The sequence below is a fragment of the Caballeronia sp. HLA56 genome (genome assembly GCF_054655155.1).
Window position 1 is genome coordinate 61,367 of sequence record NZ_BAAHOB010000001.1, and the last position, 20,161, is coordinate 81,527.

Annotated in this window: 22 protein-coding genes; 11 read left to right on the top strand and 11 right to left on the bottom strand. The window is 60.2% G+C overall.

Annotated features, from left to right (window positions below):
* Positions 1-83 precede the first annotated feature (83 nt).
* Both ACYQ47_RS00285 and catC read left to right on the top strand, forming a co-directional pair.
* Positions 84-1,211: a muconate/chloromuconate family cycloisomerase gene (locus tag ACYQ47_RS00285; RefSeq protein ID WP_459904164.1), complete on the top strand. Its 1,128-nt coding sequence runs from the start codon at positions 84-86 to the stop codon at positions 1,209-1,211.
* 71 nt (positions 1,212-1,282) lie between these two features.
* On the top strand, positions 1,283-1,561 hold the full coding sequence (gene catC / locus ACYQ47_RS00290; protein WP_250467599.1) for a muconolactone Delta-isomerase: 279 nt from the start codon (positions 1,283-1,285) through the stop codon (positions 1,559-1,561).
* Positions 1,562-1,576: 15 nt separating this feature from the next.
* On the opposite strand, the gene ACYQ47_RS00295 is transcribed toward catC, so the two are convergent.
* Entirely contained in the window at positions 1,577-1,798 is a 222-nt protein-coding gene (locus tag ACYQ47_RS00295; protein ID WP_250467598.1) for a hypothetical protein, read from the bottom strand.
* A 295-nt stretch (positions 1,799-2,093) separates the two neighbouring features.
* On the opposite strand from ACYQ47_RS00295, the gene ACYQ47_RS00300 reads away from it, so the two are divergent.
* Positions 2,094-2,378 carry a hypothetical protein gene (locus ACYQ47_RS00300; RefSeq protein WP_459904165.1) on the top strand — a complete coding sequence of 95 codons (285 nt, stop codon included), beginning with the start codon at positions 2,094-2,096 and terminating at the stop codon, positions 2,376-2,378.
* A gap of 72 nt (positions 2,379-2,450) precedes the next feature.
* Here the strand turns inward: ACYQ47_RS00300 and ACYQ47_RS00305 are convergent, their stop codons facing one another.
* The 5 genes from ACYQ47_RS00305 to ACYQ47_RS00325 form a co-directional block, all read right to left on the bottom strand.
* Positions 2,451-2,879 carry a PaaI family thioesterase gene (locus tag ACYQ47_RS00305; protein ID WP_250527063.1) on the bottom strand — a complete coding sequence of 143 codons (429 nt, stop codon included), beginning with the start codon at positions 2,877-2,879 and terminating at the stop codon, positions 2,451-2,453.
* A 61-nt stretch (positions 2,880-2,940) separates the two neighbouring features.
* Positions 2,941-3,606: a DUF4286 family protein gene (locus ACYQ47_RS00310; RefSeq protein WP_250492971.1), complete on the bottom strand. Its 666-nt coding sequence runs from the start codon at positions 3,604-3,606 to the stop codon at positions 2,941-2,943.
* Positions 3,607-3,659: 53 nt separating this feature from the next.
* Entirely contained in the window at positions 3,660-5,024 is a 1,365-nt protein-coding gene (locus ACYQ47_RS00315) for an MFS transporter (RefSeq protein WP_459904166.1), read from the bottom strand.
* 99 nt (positions 5,025-5,123) lie between these two features.
* Positions 5,124-5,939 (bottom strand): IclR family transcriptional regulator, encoded by an 816-nt coding sequence (locus ACYQ47_RS00320; RefSeq protein ID WP_250467595.1) that lies wholly within the window; start codon positions 5,937-5,939, stop codon positions 5,124-5,126.
* A gap of 125 nt (positions 5,940-6,064) precedes the next feature.
* Complete coding sequence (locus tag ACYQ47_RS00325; RefSeq protein WP_459904167.1) at positions 6,065-7,081, bottom strand: LysR family transcriptional regulator; 1,017 nt, start codon at positions 7,079-7,081, stop codon at positions 6,065-6,067.
* A gap of 32 nt (positions 7,082-7,113) precedes the next feature.
* Here ACYQ47_RS00325 and ACYQ47_RS00330 point away from each other — a divergent pair, with 32 nt between their 5' ends.
* Positions 7,114-7,773, top strand: coding sequence for an NAD(P)-dependent oxidoreductase (locus ACYQ47_RS00330; RefSeq protein ID WP_459904168.1), 660 nt, complete (start codon positions 7,114-7,116; stop codon positions 7,771-7,773).
* A gap of 154 nt (positions 7,774-7,927) precedes the next feature.
* Positions 7,928-8,275, top strand: a complete 348-nt coding sequence (locus ACYQ47_RS00335; protein WP_244828881.1) for an H-NS histone family protein — start codon at positions 7,928-7,930, stop codon at positions 8,273-8,275.
* 70 nt (positions 8,276-8,345) lie between these two features.
* Here ACYQ47_RS00335 and ACYQ47_RS00340 read toward each other — a convergent pair whose 3' ends face one another.
* Complete coding sequence (locus tag ACYQ47_RS00340; RefSeq protein ID WP_459904169.1) at positions 8,346-9,104, bottom strand: SDR family NAD(P)-dependent oxidoreductase; 759 nt, start codon at positions 9,102-9,104, stop codon at positions 8,346-8,348.
* A gap of 93 nt (positions 9,105-9,197) precedes the next feature.
* Here ACYQ47_RS00340 and ACYQ47_RS00345 point away from each other — a divergent pair, with 93 nt between their 5' ends.
* Positions 9,198-10,100: a LysR family transcriptional regulator gene (locus ACYQ47_RS00345; RefSeq protein WP_250510448.1), complete on the top strand. Its 903-nt coding sequence runs from the start codon at positions 9,198-9,200 to the stop codon at positions 10,098-10,100.
* A gap of 28 nt (positions 10,101-10,128) precedes the next feature.
* On the opposite strand, the gene ACYQ47_RS00350 is transcribed toward ACYQ47_RS00345, so the two are convergent.
* A complete protein-coding gene (locus tag ACYQ47_RS00350; protein ID WP_250467590.1) occupies positions 10,129-11,529 on the bottom strand; it encodes a GntP family permease in 1,401 nt (466 codons plus the stop codon).
* 296 nt (positions 11,530-11,825) lie between these two features.
* Between ACYQ47_RS00350 and ACYQ47_RS00355 the strand changes: the two genes are divergently transcribed.
* The 3 genes from ACYQ47_RS00355 (at position 11,826) to ACYQ47_RS00365 (ending at position 14,947) form a co-directional block, all read left to right on the top strand.
* Positions 11,826-13,256, top strand: coding sequence for a sigma-54 interaction domain-containing protein (locus ACYQ47_RS00355; protein WP_250492963.1), 1,431 nt, complete (start codon positions 11,826-11,828; stop codon positions 13,254-13,256).
* A 134-nt stretch (positions 13,257-13,390) separates the two neighbouring features.
* A complete protein-coding gene (locus ACYQ47_RS00360; protein WP_459904170.1) occupies positions 13,391-13,645 on the top strand; it encodes a hypothetical protein in 255 nt (84 codons plus the stop codon).
* Positions 13,646-13,723: 78 nt separating this feature from the next.
* Positions 13,724-14,947: a serine hydrolase domain-containing protein gene (locus ACYQ47_RS00365; RefSeq protein ID WP_459904171.1), complete on the top strand. Its 1,224-nt coding sequence runs from the start codon at positions 13,724-13,726 to the stop codon at positions 14,945-14,947.
* 6 nt (positions 14,948-14,953) lie between these two features.
* Here ACYQ47_RS00365 and ACYQ47_RS00370 read toward each other — a convergent pair whose 3' ends face one another.
* Positions 14,954-15,523, bottom strand: a complete 570-nt coding sequence (locus tag ACYQ47_RS00370) for a lipocalin family protein (RefSeq protein WP_244828874.1) — start codon at positions 15,521-15,523, stop codon at positions 14,954-14,956.
* Positions 15,524-16,025: 502 nt separating this feature from the next.
* Here ACYQ47_RS00370 and ACYQ47_RS00375 point away from each other — a divergent pair.
* Entirely contained in the window at positions 16,026-17,006 is a 981-nt protein-coding gene (locus tag ACYQ47_RS00375; RefSeq protein WP_459904172.1) for an AEC family transporter, read from the top strand.
* Between the two features lie 125 nt (positions 17,007-17,131).
* On the opposite strand, the gene ACYQ47_RS00380 is transcribed toward ACYQ47_RS00375, so the two are convergent.
* A complete protein-coding gene (locus ACYQ47_RS00380; protein WP_250510445.1) occupies positions 17,132-17,371 on the bottom strand; it encodes a DUF4148 domain-containing protein in 240 nt (79 codons plus the stop codon).
* Positions 17,372-18,096: 725 nt separating this feature from the next.
* Here ACYQ47_RS00380 and ACYQ47_RS00385 point away from each other — a divergent pair.
* Entirely contained in the window at positions 18,097-18,648 is a 552-nt protein-coding gene (locus tag ACYQ47_RS00385; protein ID WP_244828871.1) for an NADPH-dependent FMN reductase, read from the top strand.
* Positions 18,649-18,717: 69 nt separating this feature from the next.
* On the opposite strand, the gene ACYQ47_RS00390 is transcribed toward ACYQ47_RS00385, so the two are convergent.
* The gene (locus tag ACYQ47_RS00390; protein WP_459904173.1) at positions 18,718-20,115 is read right to left on the bottom strand and encodes a hypothetical protein; all 1,398 of its coding nucleotides are present in this window, start codon (positions 20,113-20,115) and stop codon (positions 18,718-18,720) included.
* Positions 20,116-20,161: the final 46 nt, after the last annotated feature.

The window sequence follows — 20,161 nt, forward strand, 5'->3', positions numbered from 1 at the left end:
GGCATTAGACGTCGAAGGTCTTGGACAAGGTGTTATTCGCCGTTCGATACTTCGTTCAACCCATCCACTTCGCCAATCCAGGTATGAACCCTCACATCGAATCCGTCGAGGCGATTCTGGTCGATTTGCCGACCATTCGCGCGCATCAGCTTTCCATGGCGACGATGCAGCAACAAACCATGGTCATCATCCGCCTGCGTTCGAGCGATGGCATCGAGGGCATCGGCGAAGCCACGACTATCGGTGGCTTGTCTTACGGCGAGGAAAGTCCCGAGGGTATCAAGCTGACCATCGATACTTACCTGGCTCCGGCGCTCGTCGGACAGGACGCGAACAATATCAACGCGGTCATGCTCAAGCTGAACAAGGTCGCGCGTGGCAACCGCTTCGCCAAGTCGGGGATCGAGACGGCGCTGCTGGATGCGCAAGGCAAACGCCTTGGCGTGCCGGTGTCCACGTTGCTCGGTGGCGCGGTTCGCAAGACGCTGCCGGTGCTGTGGACGCTTGCCAGCGGCGACACGAATCGCGATATCGAAGAAGCCGAGATGCTGCTCGCCGAACGCCGCCACAATGTGTTCAAGCTGAAGATCGGCCGCCGCGGCGTGCGCGATGACGTGGCCCATGTCTCGAAGATAAAGTCGGCTTTGGGTGACCGGGCCAAGGTAACGGTAGACGTCAATCAGGCATGGAGCGAAGTCGATGCCACGCTCGGCATTGCAGCGCTGGAAGCGGCGGGCGTCGATCTCGTCGAGCAACCGACGCCGCGTGAGCATCGCGGCGCGCTTGCCCGGCTCGCCACGCGATTCAACGTGCCCATCATGGCCGATGAAAGCGTGACCGGTCCCGAAGATGCCCTCGAACTCGTGTGCGACGCATGCGCCGATGTATTCGCGCTGAAGATCGCGAAGTCCGGCGGCATCTTCGGCATGATGCGCACGGCTGCGATTGCCGATGCAGCGGGCGTGCTACTTTACGGCGGGACGATGCTAGAAGGGAGTATCGGTTCCGTTGCTTCCGCACATGGCTTTAGCGCGCTTCCGCAACTCGCTTGGGGTACGGAGCTCTTTGGGCCGTTATTGCTCAAGGACGACATAGTGACCGCTCGTCCGCAGTATCGCGACTTCGATCTGCATATGCCGGCAGGTCCGGGGCTGGGGCTGCAAATCGACGAGGAAAAGCTGGCGTTTTATCGTCGCGACAAGAAGGCCTGAAGGTTCATTGCCGGATGAGACATGACGCTTGTGTCCGCATGCGGAATCAGCGTCGCCGCTTAGGAGGAAATATGCTGTATCTCGTAAGAATGGACGTGCATCTGCCGCACGACATGCCGCAAGCGCAAGCTGAAGACATCAAGGCTCGCGAGAAGGCGTATTCGCAGCAATTGCAGCGTGAAGGGAAGTGGCAGCAGTTGCATCGCGTGGTTGGTGAGTACGCGAATTTCAGCGTATTCGACGTGGACTCGCATGACGAGCTTCATACAATCTTGTCCGCGTTGCCTTTGTTTCCGTTTATGACGATGCAGGTGACTGCGCTGGCGCATCATCCTTCTTCTATTCGCTAGCCGCGACTCACGCGATTAGTGATCTTTAGCCCCCTGACGCAAGCGCCTAAGCTGCGTGAACGCGTAGATTGCATAATCCTGAGCCGCGGCCGCCGGGTCCCAGTTGATTGCGCGGCCGATGTCGGGCCACGCCGCTCCGCCTTCCAGCATGCACTCGATAGTCGAAATGTGGCCTTGCGTGACGAGGCCAATTCGCACTTGCGAGTTCTCAGAGAGGTATTTGTTGGTCGTAGGCATGGCTCTGGCTGCTTTTCTAACTGTTGCTTCAATGGCATTACGTTGTCGGGACGTCACGGCTCCGCTTGCATCCTCGGACGCCTGGGCCATGCTTCTCGTGTACCAAAGTAACGTCACAGGGCTGCGGTTTCTATTCGCTACACCACACATCGGCGCGGCCGTCGAAAGGCTACTTACGGGAATGGCGACGGGCGTTTGAAGTCGCACGCTCCGACGCAATGTCTCGACTCATCTTCCGACAAAGAAGGACGTTTGCGCGATGTGCGGTAAGCTAGAGGGCTTTGGGAGACACTTTATGACGCGTTACGTACAGGAAGAGCTCACCGACTTTTGGGGACGCCTGACACCTTACCTCGCGTTGCTCGAATCATCGCAAGAGGGCGATGCGGAACCCGTCAAGGGTCCGATTGGACGCGTAACTGTCGATACGCACGACCGCCAGGCCTTTGCGCTTCACACCACGGATGCAGTGCAGGCCGACGATGCCTCGGACACGCCGACAGGCCAAAGCGCAACGTACACGCGCACCAAGGCGATGGGCGGTGAGTGGGGACCGTGGCAGCACGAAGCCTACGTTTAAAGCTTTAATTGAACGATGACACATTGCCAGTGGTTCCTGATCTCACCAGGGCCGCCGGCTTTCAACGGTGCTTCATGCCTTCGAGGAAACCGTAGCGATGGTTGCCTGCATCACCGCTATCAACTTCGGCGCCGATTGAGCATCGCCAATAGCGAACACCTCGCCGGTACAAACAGTCAGTAGCCTGCCCGCGTTGACGACCTTGCCCACGGCTAGAAACGACGTTCCTATTGCGGGCCGCAGAAAATTCACCTTGAATTCCGCCGTCACCACGTCGTGCCCTTCCGGTGCCTTGGTCAAAGCGGCATAGCCACAAGCATTGTCCACGATGCTCGTAATCACACCGGCATGAGCGAAGCCTTGCTGCTGCGATAAAGCCGCGGAAAAGGGCAGACTGATTCGGACTTCGCCTTCGGATACCGACGTCAATGTGGCGCCAAGCGTTTTCATCAAGCCTTGAGCAAAGAAGCTCGATGAAATTCTCGATTCGATATCGTTCATGTCGCGCGTTATGGATAGGCCGGGGATGCCTTTAGTCTAACGGCACTTAGGCTCGTGCGCCTCAAGGCTTATGGCAACTGAAGATGGCGTCGAACAACTCGAATTTTCCTTCGGTCGTCGGAAGCACGCGAGTTGCGTGAGTAATGGCGTTATCGAGCGATGCATGATCGAGCGCTTGTATCACGAGCAGCCCGCAAAAAGCGCCTTCCTGACTACGCCGCATCGACTTTTCTCGTGTGGCAATGGACGTTCCGTCGGTTTGTACCGTCATCGCCTGAACGGTGACGACCCAATCGAGCCGGGCCAAAGCGTCGATCAGTTCTTGCCCTGTCGAACCGGTCAACTCGTCCGGCATGATGTCTTCAAAGCGTGCGATGGCGATATGACTTCCATATCCGCCGACATGACCCCCCTTCAGCACCACTGAACCCCCGCCACGCCGGAAGCGCATCAGGTTCGGCATGATTCGTTGCGTCCATTCGCTCGGGTCGTTGAGACGCGAAAGATAGCCGGTACTCGACATCACGTTCGCAGTGTCGAGCTCGTAGAGCATGAGGTATTCCGAAGGCTTGCTTGCGCGACGCTTGAATACGCGGCCCGAACGAAATCCCGGCACGCCTACCCGCTCGAAGACATGTTCACGCGTGAGCCAGTGCAAGTAATCGGTTTCGTTGTGTGCTTCGATCGTGCTCCAAATGGCGAGCAAACCTGTGTGTCGATCGGTCATGTGCTTTCTCGCGGTATCGATTGAATGGTGGATGGAAGCGTGATTCACGCGTCTCAGTAAGTAGCCTGATGCGCGCTCGGATTCTGTTTGCCGATGACGTCGTCGGTGGAATCGAGCCGATTTATGTCGATGCCTTTCGTCTCCGGTCCAATCGCGATCATGCAAAAGGACAGTGCATTCAACGACGCCACGAGTGCGACCAATGTCCACGGCGAGCCGTGACTGAGATTCAAAAGCCACGTGGCGACAACCGGAATCGGGCCGCCTGCGAAGAGGCTTGCGCCGGTGAACGCGAGTGCCGATGCCGAGTATCGGACGTTCGTCGGGAAGGCCTCCGCAAACGCGACCGGCTGAATGCCCGTCTGAACCTGAACGAAGCCCATGAAGAGGCCCATGGCGATGGCCATCGTCGCAAAGTTCTTCGTGGCGAGCAGCGGGAAGTAGAACATCATGATGACGAACGTCGCTGCGGATGCAATGAGCAACGCGCGCTTTCGGCCGATGCGATCGCTCAACAATCCGCCGAGAATGGAACCGGCGATTGCGCATGCGTTGCCGATCATCAGCAGCGTGAACCCAGTCTGCTTCGGCACGCCGAGCGAGTTCGTCAGATAACCGAGCGTGAACACGACCGCAAGATAGAACAGTGCCGTGGGGCCGCAGAAGAAGAGCATCATGCGAATGATGGTCTTGTAGTGAAGACGAAACGCGTCCTTGAGCGGGCTGCTTACGTTGGCTACCGCAGACTTCTTCATCTGCACGAATGCGGGCGTTTCCGACACGCGCAGACGAATGTAGATGCCGACGATCACGAGCAGGAAACTCATGACGAAGGGAATGCGCCAGCCGTAACTCGTGAAGGCATCGGCGCTCATTGTCGCGGATAGAATCAACAGAACGGCATTCGCGAGGATCTGACTCAGCGGCGCACACATGCCGATCAAGCCGGAGTATTTTCCGCGCCGGTCCGCGGGCGCGTGTTCGAGCGCCATCAGTTGTCCGCCGGTGGATTCGCCACCGAGCGCGAATCCCTGGATGATGCGCAAGACGACGAGCAGAATGGGCGCGAGCATGCCGATCTGCAGGTAAGTCGGAAGCAAGCCCATCAACACGGAGGTGATGCCCATCACCGAGACCGTGCCGAGCATGAGGTTGCGCCGTCCGATTTTGTCGCCGAAATGGCCGCAAATGATGGCGCCAAGCGGCCGCGCCGCGAGACCCACGCTGAAGGTCGCGAGCGACGCCAGCAGCGCGGAGTTTGGCTCCATGCTCGGGAAGAAGAGTTTGGGAAGCACCGTGGCCGCGACCGAACCGTAAAGCGTGAAGTCGAACCATTCGAGCGCCGTTCCGAGCGTGGCGGCGCTTACCGCGCGATTCGCCATGGAGCGTTGCGAGCCGTCCGCGTTTTCCATTCCCATTTGTGTCTCCTCCTGATGTGTCAGAACCGATCTTCGGGTTATATATTTAGTTATACGATTTAATGAGGACGCGTTTTCAATGCTTTGTTTCGCTGCGCATCAACTAGCGATGCTGACCGCGAAGTTAGGGCCTTTCATCGCCTGACGAAGCATGGGCGACACTCCGCTTGCTTCAGACAGCTCTTTCGACGTCGACATCAATGACGGCACGAGCTCTTTCATCTTAGCGTCGGTCAATCGCGACATGGGTCCCGCGATGATGAGAATTGCGCGAACCTCGCCGTTCTCGGCATGCACGGTTGTCGCCATCGAGCTCATCGCAGGCAAGAACATGTCGTGCGTGGTTGCGTAGCCGTTGGTGCGGGCGGCATCGATATGCGGAATCAGCGCCTTGAACGTCGTGGGCGCGTTCGGGCCGAAATCCGACGGCACGCCGAATCCCTGTTTCGATACGAGCCGCATGACTTCTTCGTCGCTCTTGCCCGCGAGCCAAATCATTCCCGCCGCGCTGCAGGACAACGTAACGGGGCGTCCCATCTCCGGGTCGTAGCGAATGCCTTGCCGCGCGCCTTGCGCCTTCGCGACATAGATCAGTTGTTCGCCATCGACGATTGCAAGCCGCACCAATTCTCCCGATGTCGATGCGAGACGCTCCAGAATGGGCTGCGCAATATCGACGACGCCGCCCGCGCTCAAGAAACGCAGTCCGAGCGACGGCATCTTCATGGTCAGCGTGAACTCCCCGCGCCGTTCGTCTTTGCGAACGTAGTCCTGCTCCATGAGGTCGGCGAGCAAGCGGTGCGTCGCCGTAATGGGCAGGTCGAGACTCGTCGACAACTCGGAGAGCGTCTTGCCCTCCGGCGAGTTGGCAAGCTCTTCCAGCACACGAAGAATGCGTTCAGCGACGGCGCTCATGGTCGGGGCATCGGACGGTTGTTGTTCGTCGACTCGGGGTATGCGTGCCATTCTAGTGAAAAGTCTTTGCAAATTGCAAACTCTTTTCACTTTTATGTTTTGGATGTTTTTGGGGCGCGGGGTGTTCACCTATCCCGAGTCGACGGAAGACGGGTGAAGTAAGCCTTCAACGCTTCGACCGCTGCGCGAACCTTCGCAGGCTCGGTGCTCTTCTTCGGCGATACCAACGTCACCGGTAGCACAGGAAGCCGCCAGTCTGGAAGCACATGAACGAGCGTCCGACGCTTGATCGAGCTTTGCGCGTCGATATATGCCAAGCGCGCAATGCCTAAACCTTGTTCGCAGATCTGTTGAACCGTGGGTTGTGTAGTGCTTGCAATGCGCACTGGCGCGCGCACCGTCTCTTTCACGCGCTTGTCTCCTTGCAAATCGAGGACGAGCGAAGGTGCGTCATCGTTGGGCGTGCTGGCGTTCTGGCCGGATTCGTCCAGTTCGCGTTCCAGCGATATCCAATGATGCGTCGTCAGTTCTTGCAGACTTTGCGGCGTGCCGTGCCGCTGCAAGTACGCCGGCGAGGCGCAGAGAATCGTTTCGAGTTCGCAGAGTGGACGGCCGACCCAACCGGAATCCGCGAGCTTGCCAACGCGAATGGCGATATCGACGCGCGCATCGATGAGATCGACCATCTCGTCGCTGACCAAAAGGCGCAGTCGCAACTTTGGCCACGTGGAAAGGACCGGAGCCAGCGCGGGCGCGATATACGACCCGAAGCCAATCGGCGCGGCGACGCGCAATTCGCCGGTTGGCGCGTCCCGTGCCTGAGCGAGCGATTCGGACGCTGCTTTCCACGCCTCGATCAACCTCAGGCAATGGGCGTAACAGCGCTCGCCGTCCTCGGTCAGCGTCAATTTGCGCGTCGACCGATGAAGCAAGGTCACACCGGATTCCCGTTCAAGCGCCTTGATTGCCTGACTCACCGCCGATGCACTCATCCCTAGACGCGCAGCGGCAGCGCTCATGGAACCGTGGGAGACGGTCTCCGCAAGGATCACGAACGGCCGAAGGTCATTCATTTTGAAGTGTGACTTAAATTTGATTGTCGTTCTCGGCGGATTATAAATCGCTGCTTGAGAAGCTAGCATCCTCGTATCGCTATTTTTTTAGAGGATGTTACGTGAAAGTCGCTCTCATTGGTTCGACCGGTTTTGTTGGAGCGCATCTCAAGAAAGAACTTCTTCAACGAGGCCACGAGGTCACGGTATTGCTTCGCAACGCCGCAAGCGCGGCGTCGTCCGAGCGTCTCAAAGTCGTTGTCGGCGACGCGAATTCGTGGGAGTCGGTGGCGAACGCCGTGCGCGGTCAAGATGCCGTAGTGTCCGCGTTCAACCCCGGATGGAACGACCCCGAACTGTTCGAGAACTTCACTCGCGGCAATTCGGCAATCGTTCGCGGCGTCGAGGCAAGCGGCGTTCGGCGCTATGTGGTCATTGGCGGCGCCGCGAGCCTGTTCGTCGCGCCTGGCGTGCAACTCATCGATACCGACGAGTTCAGTTCGCATGTGCCGGCGAACATCATTCCGGGCGCAACCGCCGCCCGCGACGCGCTCAATGCAATTCGCGGCAACACGGTCCTGGATTGGACTTTCGTAAGCCCGCCCGCTTTTCTCGAAGAAGGTGAGCGCACGGGTTTTTATCGACTTGGCTCGGAGAACCTTTTAATGGATGGCGACAAGCCGGCCGGCATCTCCGTCGCCGATTTAGCGGTCGCAGTGGTCGATGAACTGGAGAATCCAAAACACGTTAGAGCCAGATTCACGGTTGCGCGCGAACTTTGAGCATTCGAAGCCGCTGCGAGATTCCATGCGTGGACGTAAGAGGCTAAACGGACGAGCAGACTCGTTTCGAGTCCATGGCTTGTGCGAGAAGTCTTATAATGCTTCTACTCCACGCATCGATGGCGATACGGCTCATCGAACAAATACTACGCACATGGCTTATCAAAACCCTGAAATTACCCGCCTCGTCGCGCAGCAGCAAGCGCTGGAGCGGCAGTTGAACGAAGCTAAAGAACAAGAGACGCAGCTCGTACTGAAGGAAATTGTTCAGAAGATGCGTCAGTACGGTATTTCGCTTAACGAATTGTTTGGCCCGAAGTCGGGCGCCCAGCGCGCCGACGCCCCGGCGAAATATCGCGACCCGGTGAGCGGCGCGACCTGGAGCGGCCGCGGCCGTGCGCCGCAATGGATTGCCGGGAAAGACCGCGACGAGTTTCTCGTCGACAAGGGCGAAAATGTCCGCGCGATGGTTCAAGCCGCGCTATTCCCCGAAAAGCATTAAGTCGAAAGAAAGCTCGCCCGCGCCCGCTTCGAACCACGGGCGCAGCGATCTATTCTCCTATGCGTAGGCGTTAAATCGCCATGCCGCCCGACACTTCAATACGCTGAGCGTTGATCCACCGATTATCTTCGGAGAGCAGCGACGCGATCATCGGGCCAATGTCGTCGGGTAATCCGGCACGGCCCAGCGCCGTCATGTCGGCAATGCGCTTATTCAGCTCGGCATTATCCCGCACTATTCCGCCGCTGAAATCGGTCTGAATTGCACCGGGCGCGACCACGTTCACTGCGATCCGGCGCGGCGCGAGTTCCTTCGCCATGTATTTCGTCAATACTTCGACCGCGCCCTTCAGCGAGCCGTAAGCGCCGCTTTCCGGTACGATGATTCGCGTCAGCCCGGAAGACAAGTTGACGATCTTCCCGCCGTCGCGAATAAGCGGCAGCAGCTTCTGCGTCAAAAAGAACACGCCTTTGAAGTGCACGTTATATAGGCCATCCAATTCTTCCTCGGTCGTTTTCTCGATGCTGTTGTGATGTGACGTACCCGCATTGTTGATGAGGAAATCGAAGCGTTCTGCTTTCCATTCGGCCAGCGTTTCGCGGACCTTGCCGATAAAGCTATCGAAGGTGCCGACGTTTCCGGTGTCTAGCTGAAGCGCCACTGCTTTTCGACCGAGATCGGACACGGATCGGATGACGTTTTCAGCTTCCTCGCGATTCCGGTGATAAGTAAAGATAATATCGACGCCTCGATTGGCGAGATTCAGCACTGTGTTTCGGCCTAAGCCCCGGCTGCCGCCGGTGACAATCGCAATCTTTTCCGCGGACATGTTTGCTCTCCTGTGACAGGAAACAGAATAGCCAACCGAGCCTCGAAAGATAACGTGCTCGAGTCTGCACGGGGTGTACTGGAAGAGCGAACAATGGGACCCAACCTCAAGGAACTGGAAGCATTCGTGGCCGTCGTCGAAGCGGGCGGCTTTCGCGACGCCGCGCGCGCCATCGGCAGCAGCCCTTCCGGCGTAAGCGAAGCGGTGCGCCGTCTCGAAGCCCGTACCGGCGTGCGTTTGCTTCATCGCACGACACGCAGCGTCACGACGACCGAAGCGGGCGCGCGTCTCTTGGCTCGACTCAAGCCCGCGCTCGATGGCCTCGACGCAGCGCTCGACGTGGTGAACGGCTTTCGGGACAAGCCGGCTGGCAAGTTGAAGCTGAATGTGCCGGTGGTCGCAGCCAAACTCATCCTGCCGCGCCTGGTGCCGGCGTTTCTCGCGGCTTACCCGGATATCGAACTGGAGGTGATTGCCGACGACGGCTTCATCGACCTGATGGCGGAAGGATGCGACGCAGGCATCCGCTACGGCGAACGTCTGGAGCAGGACATGATCGCCGTTCCTATCGGTCCGCGCGAGCAACGAATGGCGCTCGGTGCGTCACCCGCGTATCTGGAGCGTCGCGGTCGTCCTCAGCATCCGAGCGAACTCTTGCAGCATGCGTGTGTGCGCTATCGCTTCGCGAGCGGCGCGATGACCACATGGGAATTCGAGCGCGACGGCGAGCACATTCGCGTCGAGCCGAGCGGCCCGCTCATCGTTCGAGCGGGCGCCGCAACCGATCTTGGAATAGATGCCGCGCTGGCGGGTTGTGGCATCGTGCAACTCTTCGACGACTGGATGAAGCCGTTCTTCGAGAACGGCTCGCTCGAGCCTGTGCTCGAACCTTGGTGGCAGCGGTTTCCGGGGCCGTTTCTGTACTATTCCGGTCACCGCTACGTGCCGACGCCGCTGCGTGCGTTTCTGGATTTCATCCGCTCGGCGTCGTTCTGAAGCGCGACGCGAACAGCACTTCCAACGCTCAAACCAGCCCCGTCATGTAATACACCGCGATCACGAAGAACACCGCGAGCGTCTTGATGACCGTCACCGCAAAAATGTCGCGATACGACTCCCGATGCGTCAGACCCGTCACCGCGAGCAGCGTGATAACGGCGCCGTTGTGCGGCAAGGTGTCCATGCCGCCGCTTGCCATGGCCACGACGCGGTGCAGAACTTCCAGCGGAATATGTGCGGCTTCGGCGCCCTTGATGAAGGTATCGGACATGGCGGCCAGCGCGATACTCATGCCACCCGACGCCGACCCCGTGATGCCCGCGAGCGAACTCACCGATACCGCCGCATTGACGAGCGGATTCGGAATGCTCTTCAGCGCATCGGAGACGACGAGAAAACCCGGCAACGCGGCGATCACGCCACCGAAGCCATATTCCGACGCCGTGTTCATCGCCGCGAGCAAAGCGCCCGCGACGGCTACGCGCGTGCCCGTGGCGAAGCGATCTTTCACGCGCGAGAAAGCCGTCAGCAACACGAGCACGATGCCGAGCAGCAGCGCGCCTTCGACTGCCCAGATCGCGACGACCGTCTTGACGGCCGTGGTAACGGGCGCATGCACGCCGGGCAGCACTTCCGGCGCGATGGTATAGCTCGCGCCGTACCACGTTGGAATCCACTTCGTGAGCGCGAAGTTGGCGACGCCCACGAGAATCAGCGGCGCAATCGCCAACGCCGGATTCGGCAGATTGGTCGACTCGACGCGCTCGGGCTCGTTCACGAGCGAGGTGCCGTAGCCTTCGCCCGTGGCCATCGCGCGGCGGCGGCGCCATTCGAGAAACGTCAGTCCCACCACGATGATGAACACCGAGCCGATCACGCCGAGCCACGGCGCGGCCCAGCCAGTCGTCTTGAAGAACGTCGTCGGGATGATGTTTTGAATCTGCGGCGTGCCCGGCAGCGAATCCATCGTGAACGAGAACGCGCCGAGTGCAATCGCGCCCGGCATGAGGCGCTTGGGAATATTGCTCTGCCTGTACATCTCCGCCGCGAACGGATACACGGCGAACACGACCACGAACAGTGACACGCCGCCGTACGTGAGCAGCGCGCACACCGCGACGATCACCGCATTGACGCGCGACTTGCCGATATAGCGAATCGCGGCGGCAACGATCGACTCCGAGAATCCCGACAGTTCGATGACCTTGCCGAACACCGCGCCAAGCAGGAACACCGGGAAGTACAGCTTGACGAAGCCAACCATCTTCTCCATGAAGATGCCCGAAAACACGGGCGCGACGGCTGCCGGGTCGGTCAGCAGGACAGCCGCGAGCGCGGCGATCGGCGCGAAAAGAATGACGCTGTAACCGCGATAAGCGGCCAGCATCAGGAACGCCAGGGCGGCGAGCACGATGATGAACGACATGGAGTCTCCATTGATGTTTTGTTATCACGGGTCTCTCTTGAAGACCCTCGACGCGATTGATCGAGCGCCGCGCGGGCAAATGCAGCTTCCGTGCCATCCGCGTAGTCACAGGGCTTTGCGCTCGTTTGACCATGCATGAAGGCCGCAAATGCATTCGGAATGTCTCTGTGCCGAGACAAACTCTCGCGCGTCACGGTCGGGCACGCGCCTCGAAGCCTAGCAGATTGCCCCAATGCAGGCAGTCTCCCGTTTGAGATATCCTGTCTCGATAAAGAGATATCGGAGACAAACGCAGCATGCTCAACGACTGGATCAACGTTCCCCTGGACTATAGCGACGTCATGCGCCGCGCGATGGAATCGCTTTTCAAGACCTTCGAAAATTTGAGCGAAGGCACCTTCATCGTCGATGCGGACGCCCGCGTCGTCTGGATCAACAAGCGCTACGCGGCGCGCTTCGGTTTCCCCGATCCCACCGACGTAATCGGCCTCGATTGCGAAGCGGTCATTCCCAATAGCCTGATGCGCGAAGTCGTCGCGACCGGCAAGCCGATTCTGCTCGACGTGCTGGAGACCGACCGCGAACCGCTCGTCGTCACGCGTTTGCCGCTGAAGGACGAGCGGGGCGCGACCGTTGGCGCCATCGGCTTCGCGCTCTTCGACGAGATGAAAGCGCTCACGCCGCTTTTCGCGCATTACTCGCGCGTGCAGCAGGAACTCATCGCGACGCGCCAGTCGCTCGCGCAGGCGCGGCGCGCCAAGTACACCTTCGCGAGCTTCGTCGGCACGAGTGCGGTGAGTCTCGAAGTGAAGCGGCAAGCGCGGCGCGCGGCGCTCGTCGACTCGCCGGTCTTGCTGCTCGGCGAAACCGGCACCGGCAAGGAGCTGCTTGCACACGCGATCCACGGTGCCTCGACACGCGCCGCGAAGCCGCTCGTCACCGTCAACGTGGCCGCGATTCCCGATACCTTGCTCGAAGTCGAGTTCTTCGGCGCGGCACCTGGCGCGTACACCGGCGTGGAGCGCAAGGGACGCGTCGGCAAATTCGAACTCGCCGATGGCGGCACGCTGTTCCTCGACGAAATCGGCGACATGCCGCTGCCGTTGCAGGGCAAGCTCTTGCGCGTGCTGCAGGACAAGGAATTCGAGCCGCTCGGGTCGAACCGCATCGTGCGGGCGGATGTTCGCATCATCGCCGCGACTTCCGCCGATCTGCCCGCGCTTGTCGCGGCGGGGCGCTTTCGCGCGGACCTGTTTTATCGCCTGAACGTGCTGACCATTCACGCGCCGCCTTTGCGCGAGCGTCCGGGCGATATCGAAGCGCTCGCCTATGCCATTCTCGAAGACCTGTCGGGCGAGGCGCGCACGGGCCGCATCCGCCAGTTCGTGCTGCATGAAAACGCGCTGCGGCTGCTAGCCGGTTACGCCTGGCCGGGCAACGTGCGCGAGCTTCGCAACACGCTCGAACGCGCGCTCATGCTTTCCGATAGCGAACATATCGATGCCCGCGCGCTCGCAGGCTTCATCGATTCGACACCGGCCGCGCCCGCGCCGCCAGTCGAAAGCGCGTCCATGCCCTATGCCGCCGCGATGACCGACTTCGAACGTCGCTTTCTGTCCGACGCCCTGCGCGCGAACAATGGTCGCGTGGCGGAAACGGCGGAACGCATCGGTATCGGGCGGGCGACGCTTTACAAGAAGATCGCCGCGTTGGGCATCGACGTATAGGACATGTAAAGGCATGTGAGATTGTGTCAAACGTGAGCGCGCGCACATTTGCGGCAATCGTCGCGAAAGGCCGGCGTGGCATACTCGCGAAGGCATCGACATCGAAAATAACGACTGAAAACAAGGGGTAAGGGATGAAACTCGGCACTGCGATCGGCTTTTCCGTGATGCTCGCCGCGAGTGCATGGGCACTCGCCGGATGCAGCAGCGCGCCGCCTCTTTTCTCAGCCGATGGCCGTCCCACTCAGCTCGTGCAATGCCCGGCCTACGGCGGCTGGCGTCTTTGCACCGACAACGCGAAGGTCGCCTGCCCGAGCGGCTACGACGTGCTCGAACAATCCAGCGCCGACAACCAGAACGGCTTGTTGATCGCCTGCAAGGCAAACTAGCTGGAACCCGTCGCGCGCTTCCTCATCGAAGCGTGATGCCGCATGCGGCGTCTTTCTCTGTTCTTCGAAGGAGCACCGATGTCCAACGCCGGTTTCGATTCCGCGCGCCTTGCCGAAATGCGCGCCGCCATGCAACGCTTCGTCGATTCCGGTGAGGTCGCGGGCATCGTCACGCTCACCTGGCGGCGCGGCGAGATTGCACAAGTGGATGCGCTCGGCTGGCGCGACACCGGCACGCGCACCCCGATGACACGCGACACACTGTTTCGCATTGCGTCGATGACCAAGCCGGTGACGAGCGTCGCCGCGCTCATGCTGGTCGAGGAAGGCCGTCTTGCGCTCGAAGCGCCGGTGGCGAAGTGGTTGCCCGAACTGGCGAACGCGCAGGTGATGCTCGACCCCGAAGGCCCGCTCTCGCAGACCGAGCCGGCGCGCACGCAAATCACGCTGCTCGACTTGCTCACGCATCGCGCGGGCTTCGCATATCACTTCACCGCGACGGGCGAACTCGCCGCCGCGTACGAGAGCGTATTCAACGGCTTCGACGCGATGGTCGATCCCGCGAGTTGGCTCGAATACGTCGCCAGAATTCCATTGATGTTTCATCCCGGCGAGCGCTGGCAGTACGGCGTGTCCACGGATGTACTCGGCGCGCTGGTGCAGCGCGTGTCAGGCATGCCGCTCGGCGAGTTCTTCCGCACGCGCATCTTCGAGCCGCTTGGCATGCACGACACGGCTTTTGCGGTGACGCCCGAACAGGCGACGCGGCTTGCGACGTCCTATGTCGTCGATTCCCCGGGCGCGCAACCAGTGGTGGAGGATCATCCTTCGTCGAGCCGTTGGATCGACGCCGCGCGTTATCAAAGCGGTGGCGGCGGGCTCGTGTCCACCGCCGACGACTATCTGCGTTTCGTGCGTGTGTTGCTTGGACGCGGCCGTCTGCAAGGCGATGCTAAAGAGCGCGCAGCAGGTCCGCGGCTTCTGTCGCACAAGTCCGTCGACTTGATGCGCTCTAACTTTCTCACGCCTGCGCAGCGCGAGATCCCGGCGTTCGGTTATCCATTGTGGCGCGCGCAGGGTTTCGGCCTTGGGCTGTCGGTTGTCGACAATCCGGCGTTTCAGTTGCCCGCGGGATATCGTTCGACGGGTTCGTTCAGTTGGCCGGGCGCGCTTGGAACAAGCTGGTTTGCCGATCCCGTCGAGGACATGATCGGCATCATGCTCATTCAGCGGCGTGCGCTCGAACCGTTCCCGCTCGCGCGCGAGTACGAGCGGCTCGTGTATGCGGCTCTCGACGACTGACCGTTGTCAGCTTTGCTGCGTCTCCCGCAGCATCGTCACGTCGTAACCGAGTGCGCGCGTGCGCTCGATCAGCGAGCGCCGCATATCGGGCGATGGCCGCGCGTCGCGCGTCAGAATCCACAGATAGCGGCCGGTCGGTTCGCCGACGATGGACCAGCTGTAGTCGTCGGCGTGATCGAGAATCCAATAGTCGCCGACATAGAACGGCCCGAAAAACGACACCTTCAGCTTCGTTCCGTTCGATCCCGGAACGATCTTCGCGCGTCCTTCCGAAGTTTTATACGGCCCGCTCAAGCCGCCTTCGTGGCATGCGTTGATGACCGAGACGAGCCCGTCTTCGCGACGCGCATAGTTCGCGGTCACGCCCTCGCAGCCGCGTTCGAAGCGGTTTTCGTAGCGGGCGAACTCATGCCAGTGGCCGAGGTATCGATCGAGATCGACAGCCTTCGAAGGCTCGGGCACGTTCTCGTTGCCGCTCTTGCGTGCGCCGTTCGTGGCGCATGCCGCAAGCGCCGCAACGCCGCCAAGCGTGATGAGCGCAGCGGCGCCGTAGATCCATGGACTTCTGATTTTCATGTTGCGCGTCTGCTTTTGATTGCGAAGACCTAGCATTGAGCAAACTTCATTCCGATGTTCTTGCACTCCCGGAAAGCCTCACCTTTCGAGCGTCGGAAAAGGCGTTTGCATGTCTTCCGAGGTTGCGGCATCAAATGCAACTCCTTGTCCCATATCGTTTTTCGTTCGTCGAAAACTAAGCCGAGGTCGATTCGACTAGTCGTTTTGACGCGCTCCTGTATTCGCTCACCTCAAGCCAACGGCTGTACGAACGGCGCGCATCAGCGGTCTTCCAGTGTCGAATCGGCGTGCTGGTTGGCACTTTTCAACGTCAAGATGAAAACGTTACAGAACAATGGCTTGCCGAAAGAACTTAGAGCACATTAAAACGTTTCGCGGTACGGATAAACTTTGAGGCGTGAGCCTTGGGCGGCTCTCGCGGCTCACCATCACGCAGCTCCCGAAATGCCTCACCTTTTTGACAGCGGTTATTCTCTCGGCTCCTTTCTGTTGAAGCCTTGTCATGCCATCGCCGGATCATCTGCATTTCGCTTTCTCTTCGCTGTCTTCGCTTCTCACGCCGCTTTTCACCATCATCCTGCCGGTCTTCGGACTCATCTTCGCGGGCTACGCGTGCCGCAAGCTCAACAAGCTCGGTCCCGCCGCCGCATCGGAACTGAACCGCTTCGTCGTCTATCTCGCGTTGCCCGCGTTGCTCTTCGACACGATGTCCAGGACGCCGTGGAGCATGCTCGATCAACCGGCGTTCATCGCGGTGTTCGGCATCGGGTCAGCCGTGGTGTTCGTGCTTACGCTTATCGCGCGGCTTGTGCGTGCGCGTCCGCTCGCCGATGCCAGCATCGACGGACTCAACGCTGCTTATGCGAATACCGGTTTCGTCGGCTTGCCGCTTTGTTTGCTGGCGTTCGGCAAGGAAAGTCTCGCGCCCGCCGTCATCGCAACGATCATCACTGTGTGCGTGCTGTTCGCGGTGGCGATCGTGCTGATCGAACTCGGCTTGCAAAGCGAAAAGCACATCTTCTGGACGCTATGGCGCGTGGCGAAGTCGCTTGGCAAGAACCCTCTTTTGATCGCGCCGCTTGCGGGCACGTTGCTGAGCGGTTCGGGCGCGCACGTGCCGGATGGCGCCGAAGCATTTCTAAAGCTGCTCGGCGGCGCGGCGAGTCCTTGTGCGCTGGTTGCGCTCGGACTCTTTCTCGGCGCGAAAGGCGAGGCGCGCAGTCTTCGAACGACGGGCGCACTCGTCACGCTCAAATTGATCGCGCAGCCCTTGCTGACTTACTGGCTGGCGTTTCATGTCTTCAGCATGCCGCCGCTATGGTCGAAGACCGCCGTGATTTTGAGCGCGCTGCCAACCGGCACCGGTCCGTTCATGCTCGCGGAGTTTTATCGACGCGATGGCGGCGTCACTTCGAGCGCCATTCTGTTTTCCACGGTGCTTTCGCTCGTCACCGTGACGTTTTGTCTGACCGTGCTGCTTTGAACCGGCTTCGCCCGCATTCGACCCGTCGCTCGCCCGCGATAAAAAATGCCCGGCGCGCGGGCGTCGGGCAAAGCCACCTTCTGTTCGATGGTGGAGGAGGGCCGGTTTGTTCTGCCTGTCCTAAATTACTGTGCGCTGCCATCGCTGCGAGTGTTGGCTCGCACTTGCGCATGACGTTCCTGATACGGCCGCAGTTGCGGATAGCTCAATGCGTTGACCGCTTCGAGATCGCCCGCGCGACGGGCGCTCGCCAGTTCCGCTTTCACTTCCGCACGCGACTTTGCGCCATAAGCCGATTGAGCGAAGGCCGGAGCCGTTGCAAGAAGCGCCGAGATGAGCAGGCCGCCAATAAGTGTGTTTTTCATGGAGAACTCCTGGATTCGCTTGCGTCCGGTTGACGCTTGAGAAAAGTCTAAGAGTTTTCCTATTGGACAAAAATACCCATTGAGCCAACACATTGTTGTCGGGAATGGTTGAATGCTGGCGCACGAATCGCAGGTTGGCGAGCGTTACCAAGCGCGATTCTTACCATGCTGGTAAGAATAAATTGAGTTTTGTGGGCTTTTTATGCGAATGCTTCATAGATAGAGTCACGGCATCGATCGAACACGGTCGGCCAAACACTCATTCTGGAGATGTCAAATGAAGCGCATTCTTTCTGCTGTCCTCGCGTCGCTGGCCCTTTTTTCGGCAGTCGGTGCAGCGCAAGCCGCCGATTCGAATCCGACATCGTGCCAAGGTCCCGCATCGCAATGCAGCGTGTTTTTCGGCCACTGATCCGCCGAGGCGCAGCGGTTCGAACGCACTGAAATCATGCTCTTATCGCGGGAATGTTTCGTCAAAGTAACATTTTCGAACCATCTTTTCGGCAAACACCGAGTTATCCACAGTTTCTGTGGATAACAGTGGGGATAATCAGCCACAAACCTCGCAACAATGCGGGGGGAACTGGGTTGCTCAAATCATCGCAAAAATAGGCAGTCTGTTTGGTTCGTGACGGCGGTCAGACGGCTCGCCTATGATGTTGACTCGAAGCCGCGTCGTGTTTTCGCGCGCGGATTTGTTGGCATCCTTCATGGAGCAAAACCTCATGGCCTACAAGATTGCGGTGGTCGTCGGAAGTCTGCGACGGGAGTCGTTCAACCGGCGGCTTGCGCACGCAGTCGAATCGCTCGCACCGGAAGATTTCTCGTTCGAGCATCTCGATATCGCCAGCCTGCCGTTGTACAGCCAGGACTACGACAGCGACTATCCCGAAGTCGCGGTGAAATTCAAGCAGAAGATCTCGGAAGCAGACGCGCTCCTTTTCGTCACGCCGGAATACAACCGCTCGATTCCGGGCGTGCTCAAGAATGCGATCGATTGGGGTTCGCGGCCGTGGGGCCAAAGCGCCTGGGGCGGCAAGCCGGGCGCGGTGATCGGCACCTCGGTGGGCGCGATCGGTACGGCTATCGCGCAGTCGCATCTGCGTGGCGTGTGCGCGTATCTCGACATTGCAATGCTCGGTCAGCCCGAGATGTACATCAAGCACGATGACTCGCGTATCGATGCGAACGGCGCAATCGTCAGTGACGACACGCGCAAGTATCTGCAAACCTTCGTCGATAAATACGTCGCGTGGGTCAAGAAAATCGCCGGATAAGAAGGCGTGTTCCAAAACGAATCGGCCCGCGCGTGCGGGCCGATTCGTCATTGCCTAAGCGTCCTGCAATTAAACGTGATGATGTCCCGTCACGCGATCCCAACCATGACGGACGGCAGCCTTGAAGCGCTCCCAGGTTCCGTCTTCCGGATGGCGCGTCTCCCACTCACGGCGCATCTCATATTCCATCTGATCGTCCCACGCGCGGCTGCGGAAGCGGTCGTCGTTGCCGAGCGTGGCGCCGTACCGATACGCGCCTTGATAATCCTCGTACGGCTCGCCGGTTGCAGCGTAGCGGGTGTCGTAGTCGGCGCGGAAGTCTTCCTCATATTCCATGTACTCGTTCGGCACAGCAGCCGTTCCAGCCGATGAACCCATCGCGCCGATCGATTGCGACTGGCTTTGACTCAGCGTGCCGCTTCGAATCTGCGCGGGTTCATCGAGCGGGCTCAGCGGTTCGACCGGACGCCAGTCGGCGGCGCTATCGGTACGTACGCCGGGCAGAGGATCGCCCATGTTGCCCGAACGCAGCGGATCGCGACCGGCAAGAGCGTCGCGCTCCGAAAGCGATTCGCCCGAGAGTTCGTCACGGGCGGCAAGCGGGTCGGCCGGCGTGCCGGTCAGCGGGTCGCGGGCAGCGAGCGGGTCCATGCCAGTGGTGGCGAGCGGATCGCGGCCAGTGACGGGATCGCGTCCCGACAGCGGATCGGCGGCGGTGCGCGTCTCGACTTGCGTGTACTGCGTTGTCTCGTGACGCGTCGTACCGGCATGCGGCATCAGCGAATCGTCTGCCGGGTCGCTCACGAAGTCGCGTGCACCCAGTGCGGCGGCATCGCGGCGCGTCAACGGGTCGCCGAGCGGATCGGCAAGCGGGTCGAGCAGCGGATCGGCGGCGGCGCCTGTAGCCGGGCTTGCTGCGTCGGTGCGCGGATAAGCGCGGGCGCGCGTTACGTCCATGCGCGCATCGTTCACCGGCTCGCGGCCCGGCACTGCACTGCCGCGTCCGAGTCCCAGTTCGTCGAGTATCGAATGATCGCGGTCATCCACGCCGGCTTGCGGCATCGCGGTGCCGTGTTCGAGCGTGGACCAGCTTGCGGCGCGCTCATCGATATCGATCGCGCCTTGATCCGCAAGCGTCGCGCGGGCGACATCGGCTTGCTCTTCGCTCGGGGTATCGACGGCTACGAGCACTGCGCCACGACGCACGGCTTCCGAATAATGCGCGACTTCTGGCGGGTGATCGCGCCCGCCGAAAAGCATGCTGAAGAAGCGCTCGATGTTCGCCAGCACGCCTGGTTCGGCGTGCGTTTGGGCATCGGGCATGACGGACGGCTCGGCGGCATCGTCGCGTTTTGGATTCGCTTGCAACTCGATATCAGCGCGCGGGAAGCCCGCTGTAACGAGGGCCGAGCGTGCGTCCTCGGCCTGCGCGTAGGTGTCGAAAACTCCGATGACGGTGTGTCGCATATACGCCTCCTGCTGATGGGCGGAACTTCGAAATCGGCAACGTTGC

Coding starts and splice junctions, on each gene's coding strand:
- ACYQ47_RS00285 (WP_459904164.1), top strand. CDS start 84: ATGAACCCTCACATCGAATCCGTCGAGGCGATTCTGGTCGATTTGCCG.
- catC (WP_250467599.1), top strand. CDS start 1,283: ATGCTGTATCTCGTAAGAATGGACGTGCATCTGCCGCACGACATGCCG.
- ACYQ47_RS00295 (WP_250467598.1), bottom strand. CDS start 1,798: ATGCCTACGACCAACAAATACCTCTCTGAGAACTCGCAAGTGCGAATT.
- ACYQ47_RS00300 (WP_459904165.1), top strand. CDS start 2,094: ATGACGCGTTACGTACAGGAAGAGCTCACCGACTTTTGGGGACGCCTG.
- ACYQ47_RS00305 (WP_250527063.1), bottom strand. CDS start 2,879: ATGAACGATATCGAATCGAGAATTTCATCGAGCTTCTTTGCTCAAGGC.
- ACYQ47_RS00310 (WP_250492971.1), bottom strand. CDS start 3,606: ATGACCGATCGACACACAGGTTTGCTCGCCATTTGGAGCACGATCGAA.
- ACYQ47_RS00315 (WP_459904166.1), bottom strand. CDS start 5,024: ATGGGAATGGAAAACGCGGACGGCTCGCAACGCTCCATGGCGAATCGC.
- ACYQ47_RS00320 (WP_250467595.1), bottom strand. CDS start 5,939: ATGAGCGCCGTCGCTGAACGCATTCTTCGTGTGCTGGAAGAGCTTGCC.
- ACYQ47_RS00325 (WP_459904167.1), bottom strand. CDS start 7,081: ATGCTAGCTTCTCAAGCAGCGATTTATAATCCGCCGAGAACGACAATC.
- ACYQ47_RS00335 (WP_244828881.1), top strand. CDS start 7,928: ATGGCTTATCAAAACCCTGAAATTACCCGCCTCGTCGCGCAGCAGCAA.
- ACYQ47_RS00340 (WP_459904169.1), bottom strand. CDS start 9,104: ATGTCCGCGGAAAAGATTGCGATTGTCACCGGCGGCAGCCGGGGCTTA.
- ACYQ47_RS00345 (WP_250510448.1), top strand. CDS start 9,198: ATGGGACCCAACCTCAAGGAACTGGAAGCATTCGTGGCCGTCGTCGAA.
- ACYQ47_RS00350 (WP_250467590.1), bottom strand. CDS start 11,529: ATGTCGTTCATCATCGTGCTCGCCGCCCTGGCGTTCCTGATGCTGGCC.
- ACYQ47_RS00355 (WP_250492963.1), top strand. CDS start 11,826: ATGCTCAACGACTGGATCAACGTTCCCCTGGACTATAGCGACGTCATG.
- ACYQ47_RS00360 (WP_459904170.1), top strand. CDS start 13,391: ATGAAACTCGGCACTGCGATCGGCTTTTCCGTGATGCTCGCCGCGAGT.
- ACYQ47_RS00365 (WP_459904171.1), top strand. CDS start 13,724: ATGTCCAACGCCGGTTTCGATTCCGCGCGCCTTGCCGAAATGCGCGCC.
- ACYQ47_RS00370 (WP_244828874.1), bottom strand. CDS start 15,523: ATGAAAATCAGAAGTCCATGGATCTACGGCGCCGCTGCGCTCATCACG.
- ACYQ47_RS00375 (WP_459904172.1), top strand. CDS start 16,026: ATGCCATCGCCGGATCATCTGCATTTCGCTTTCTCTTCGCTGTCTTCG.
- ACYQ47_RS00380 (WP_250510445.1), bottom strand. CDS start 17,371: ATGAAAAACACACTTATTGGCGGCCTGCTCATCTCGGCGCTTCTTGCA.
- ACYQ47_RS00385 (WP_244828871.1), top strand. CDS start 18,097: ATGGCCTACAAGATTGCGGTGGTCGTCGGAAGTCTGCGACGGGAGTCG.
- ACYQ47_RS00390 (WP_459904173.1), bottom strand. CDS start 20,115: ATGCGACACACCGTCATCGGAGTTTTCGACACCTACGCGCAGGCCGAG.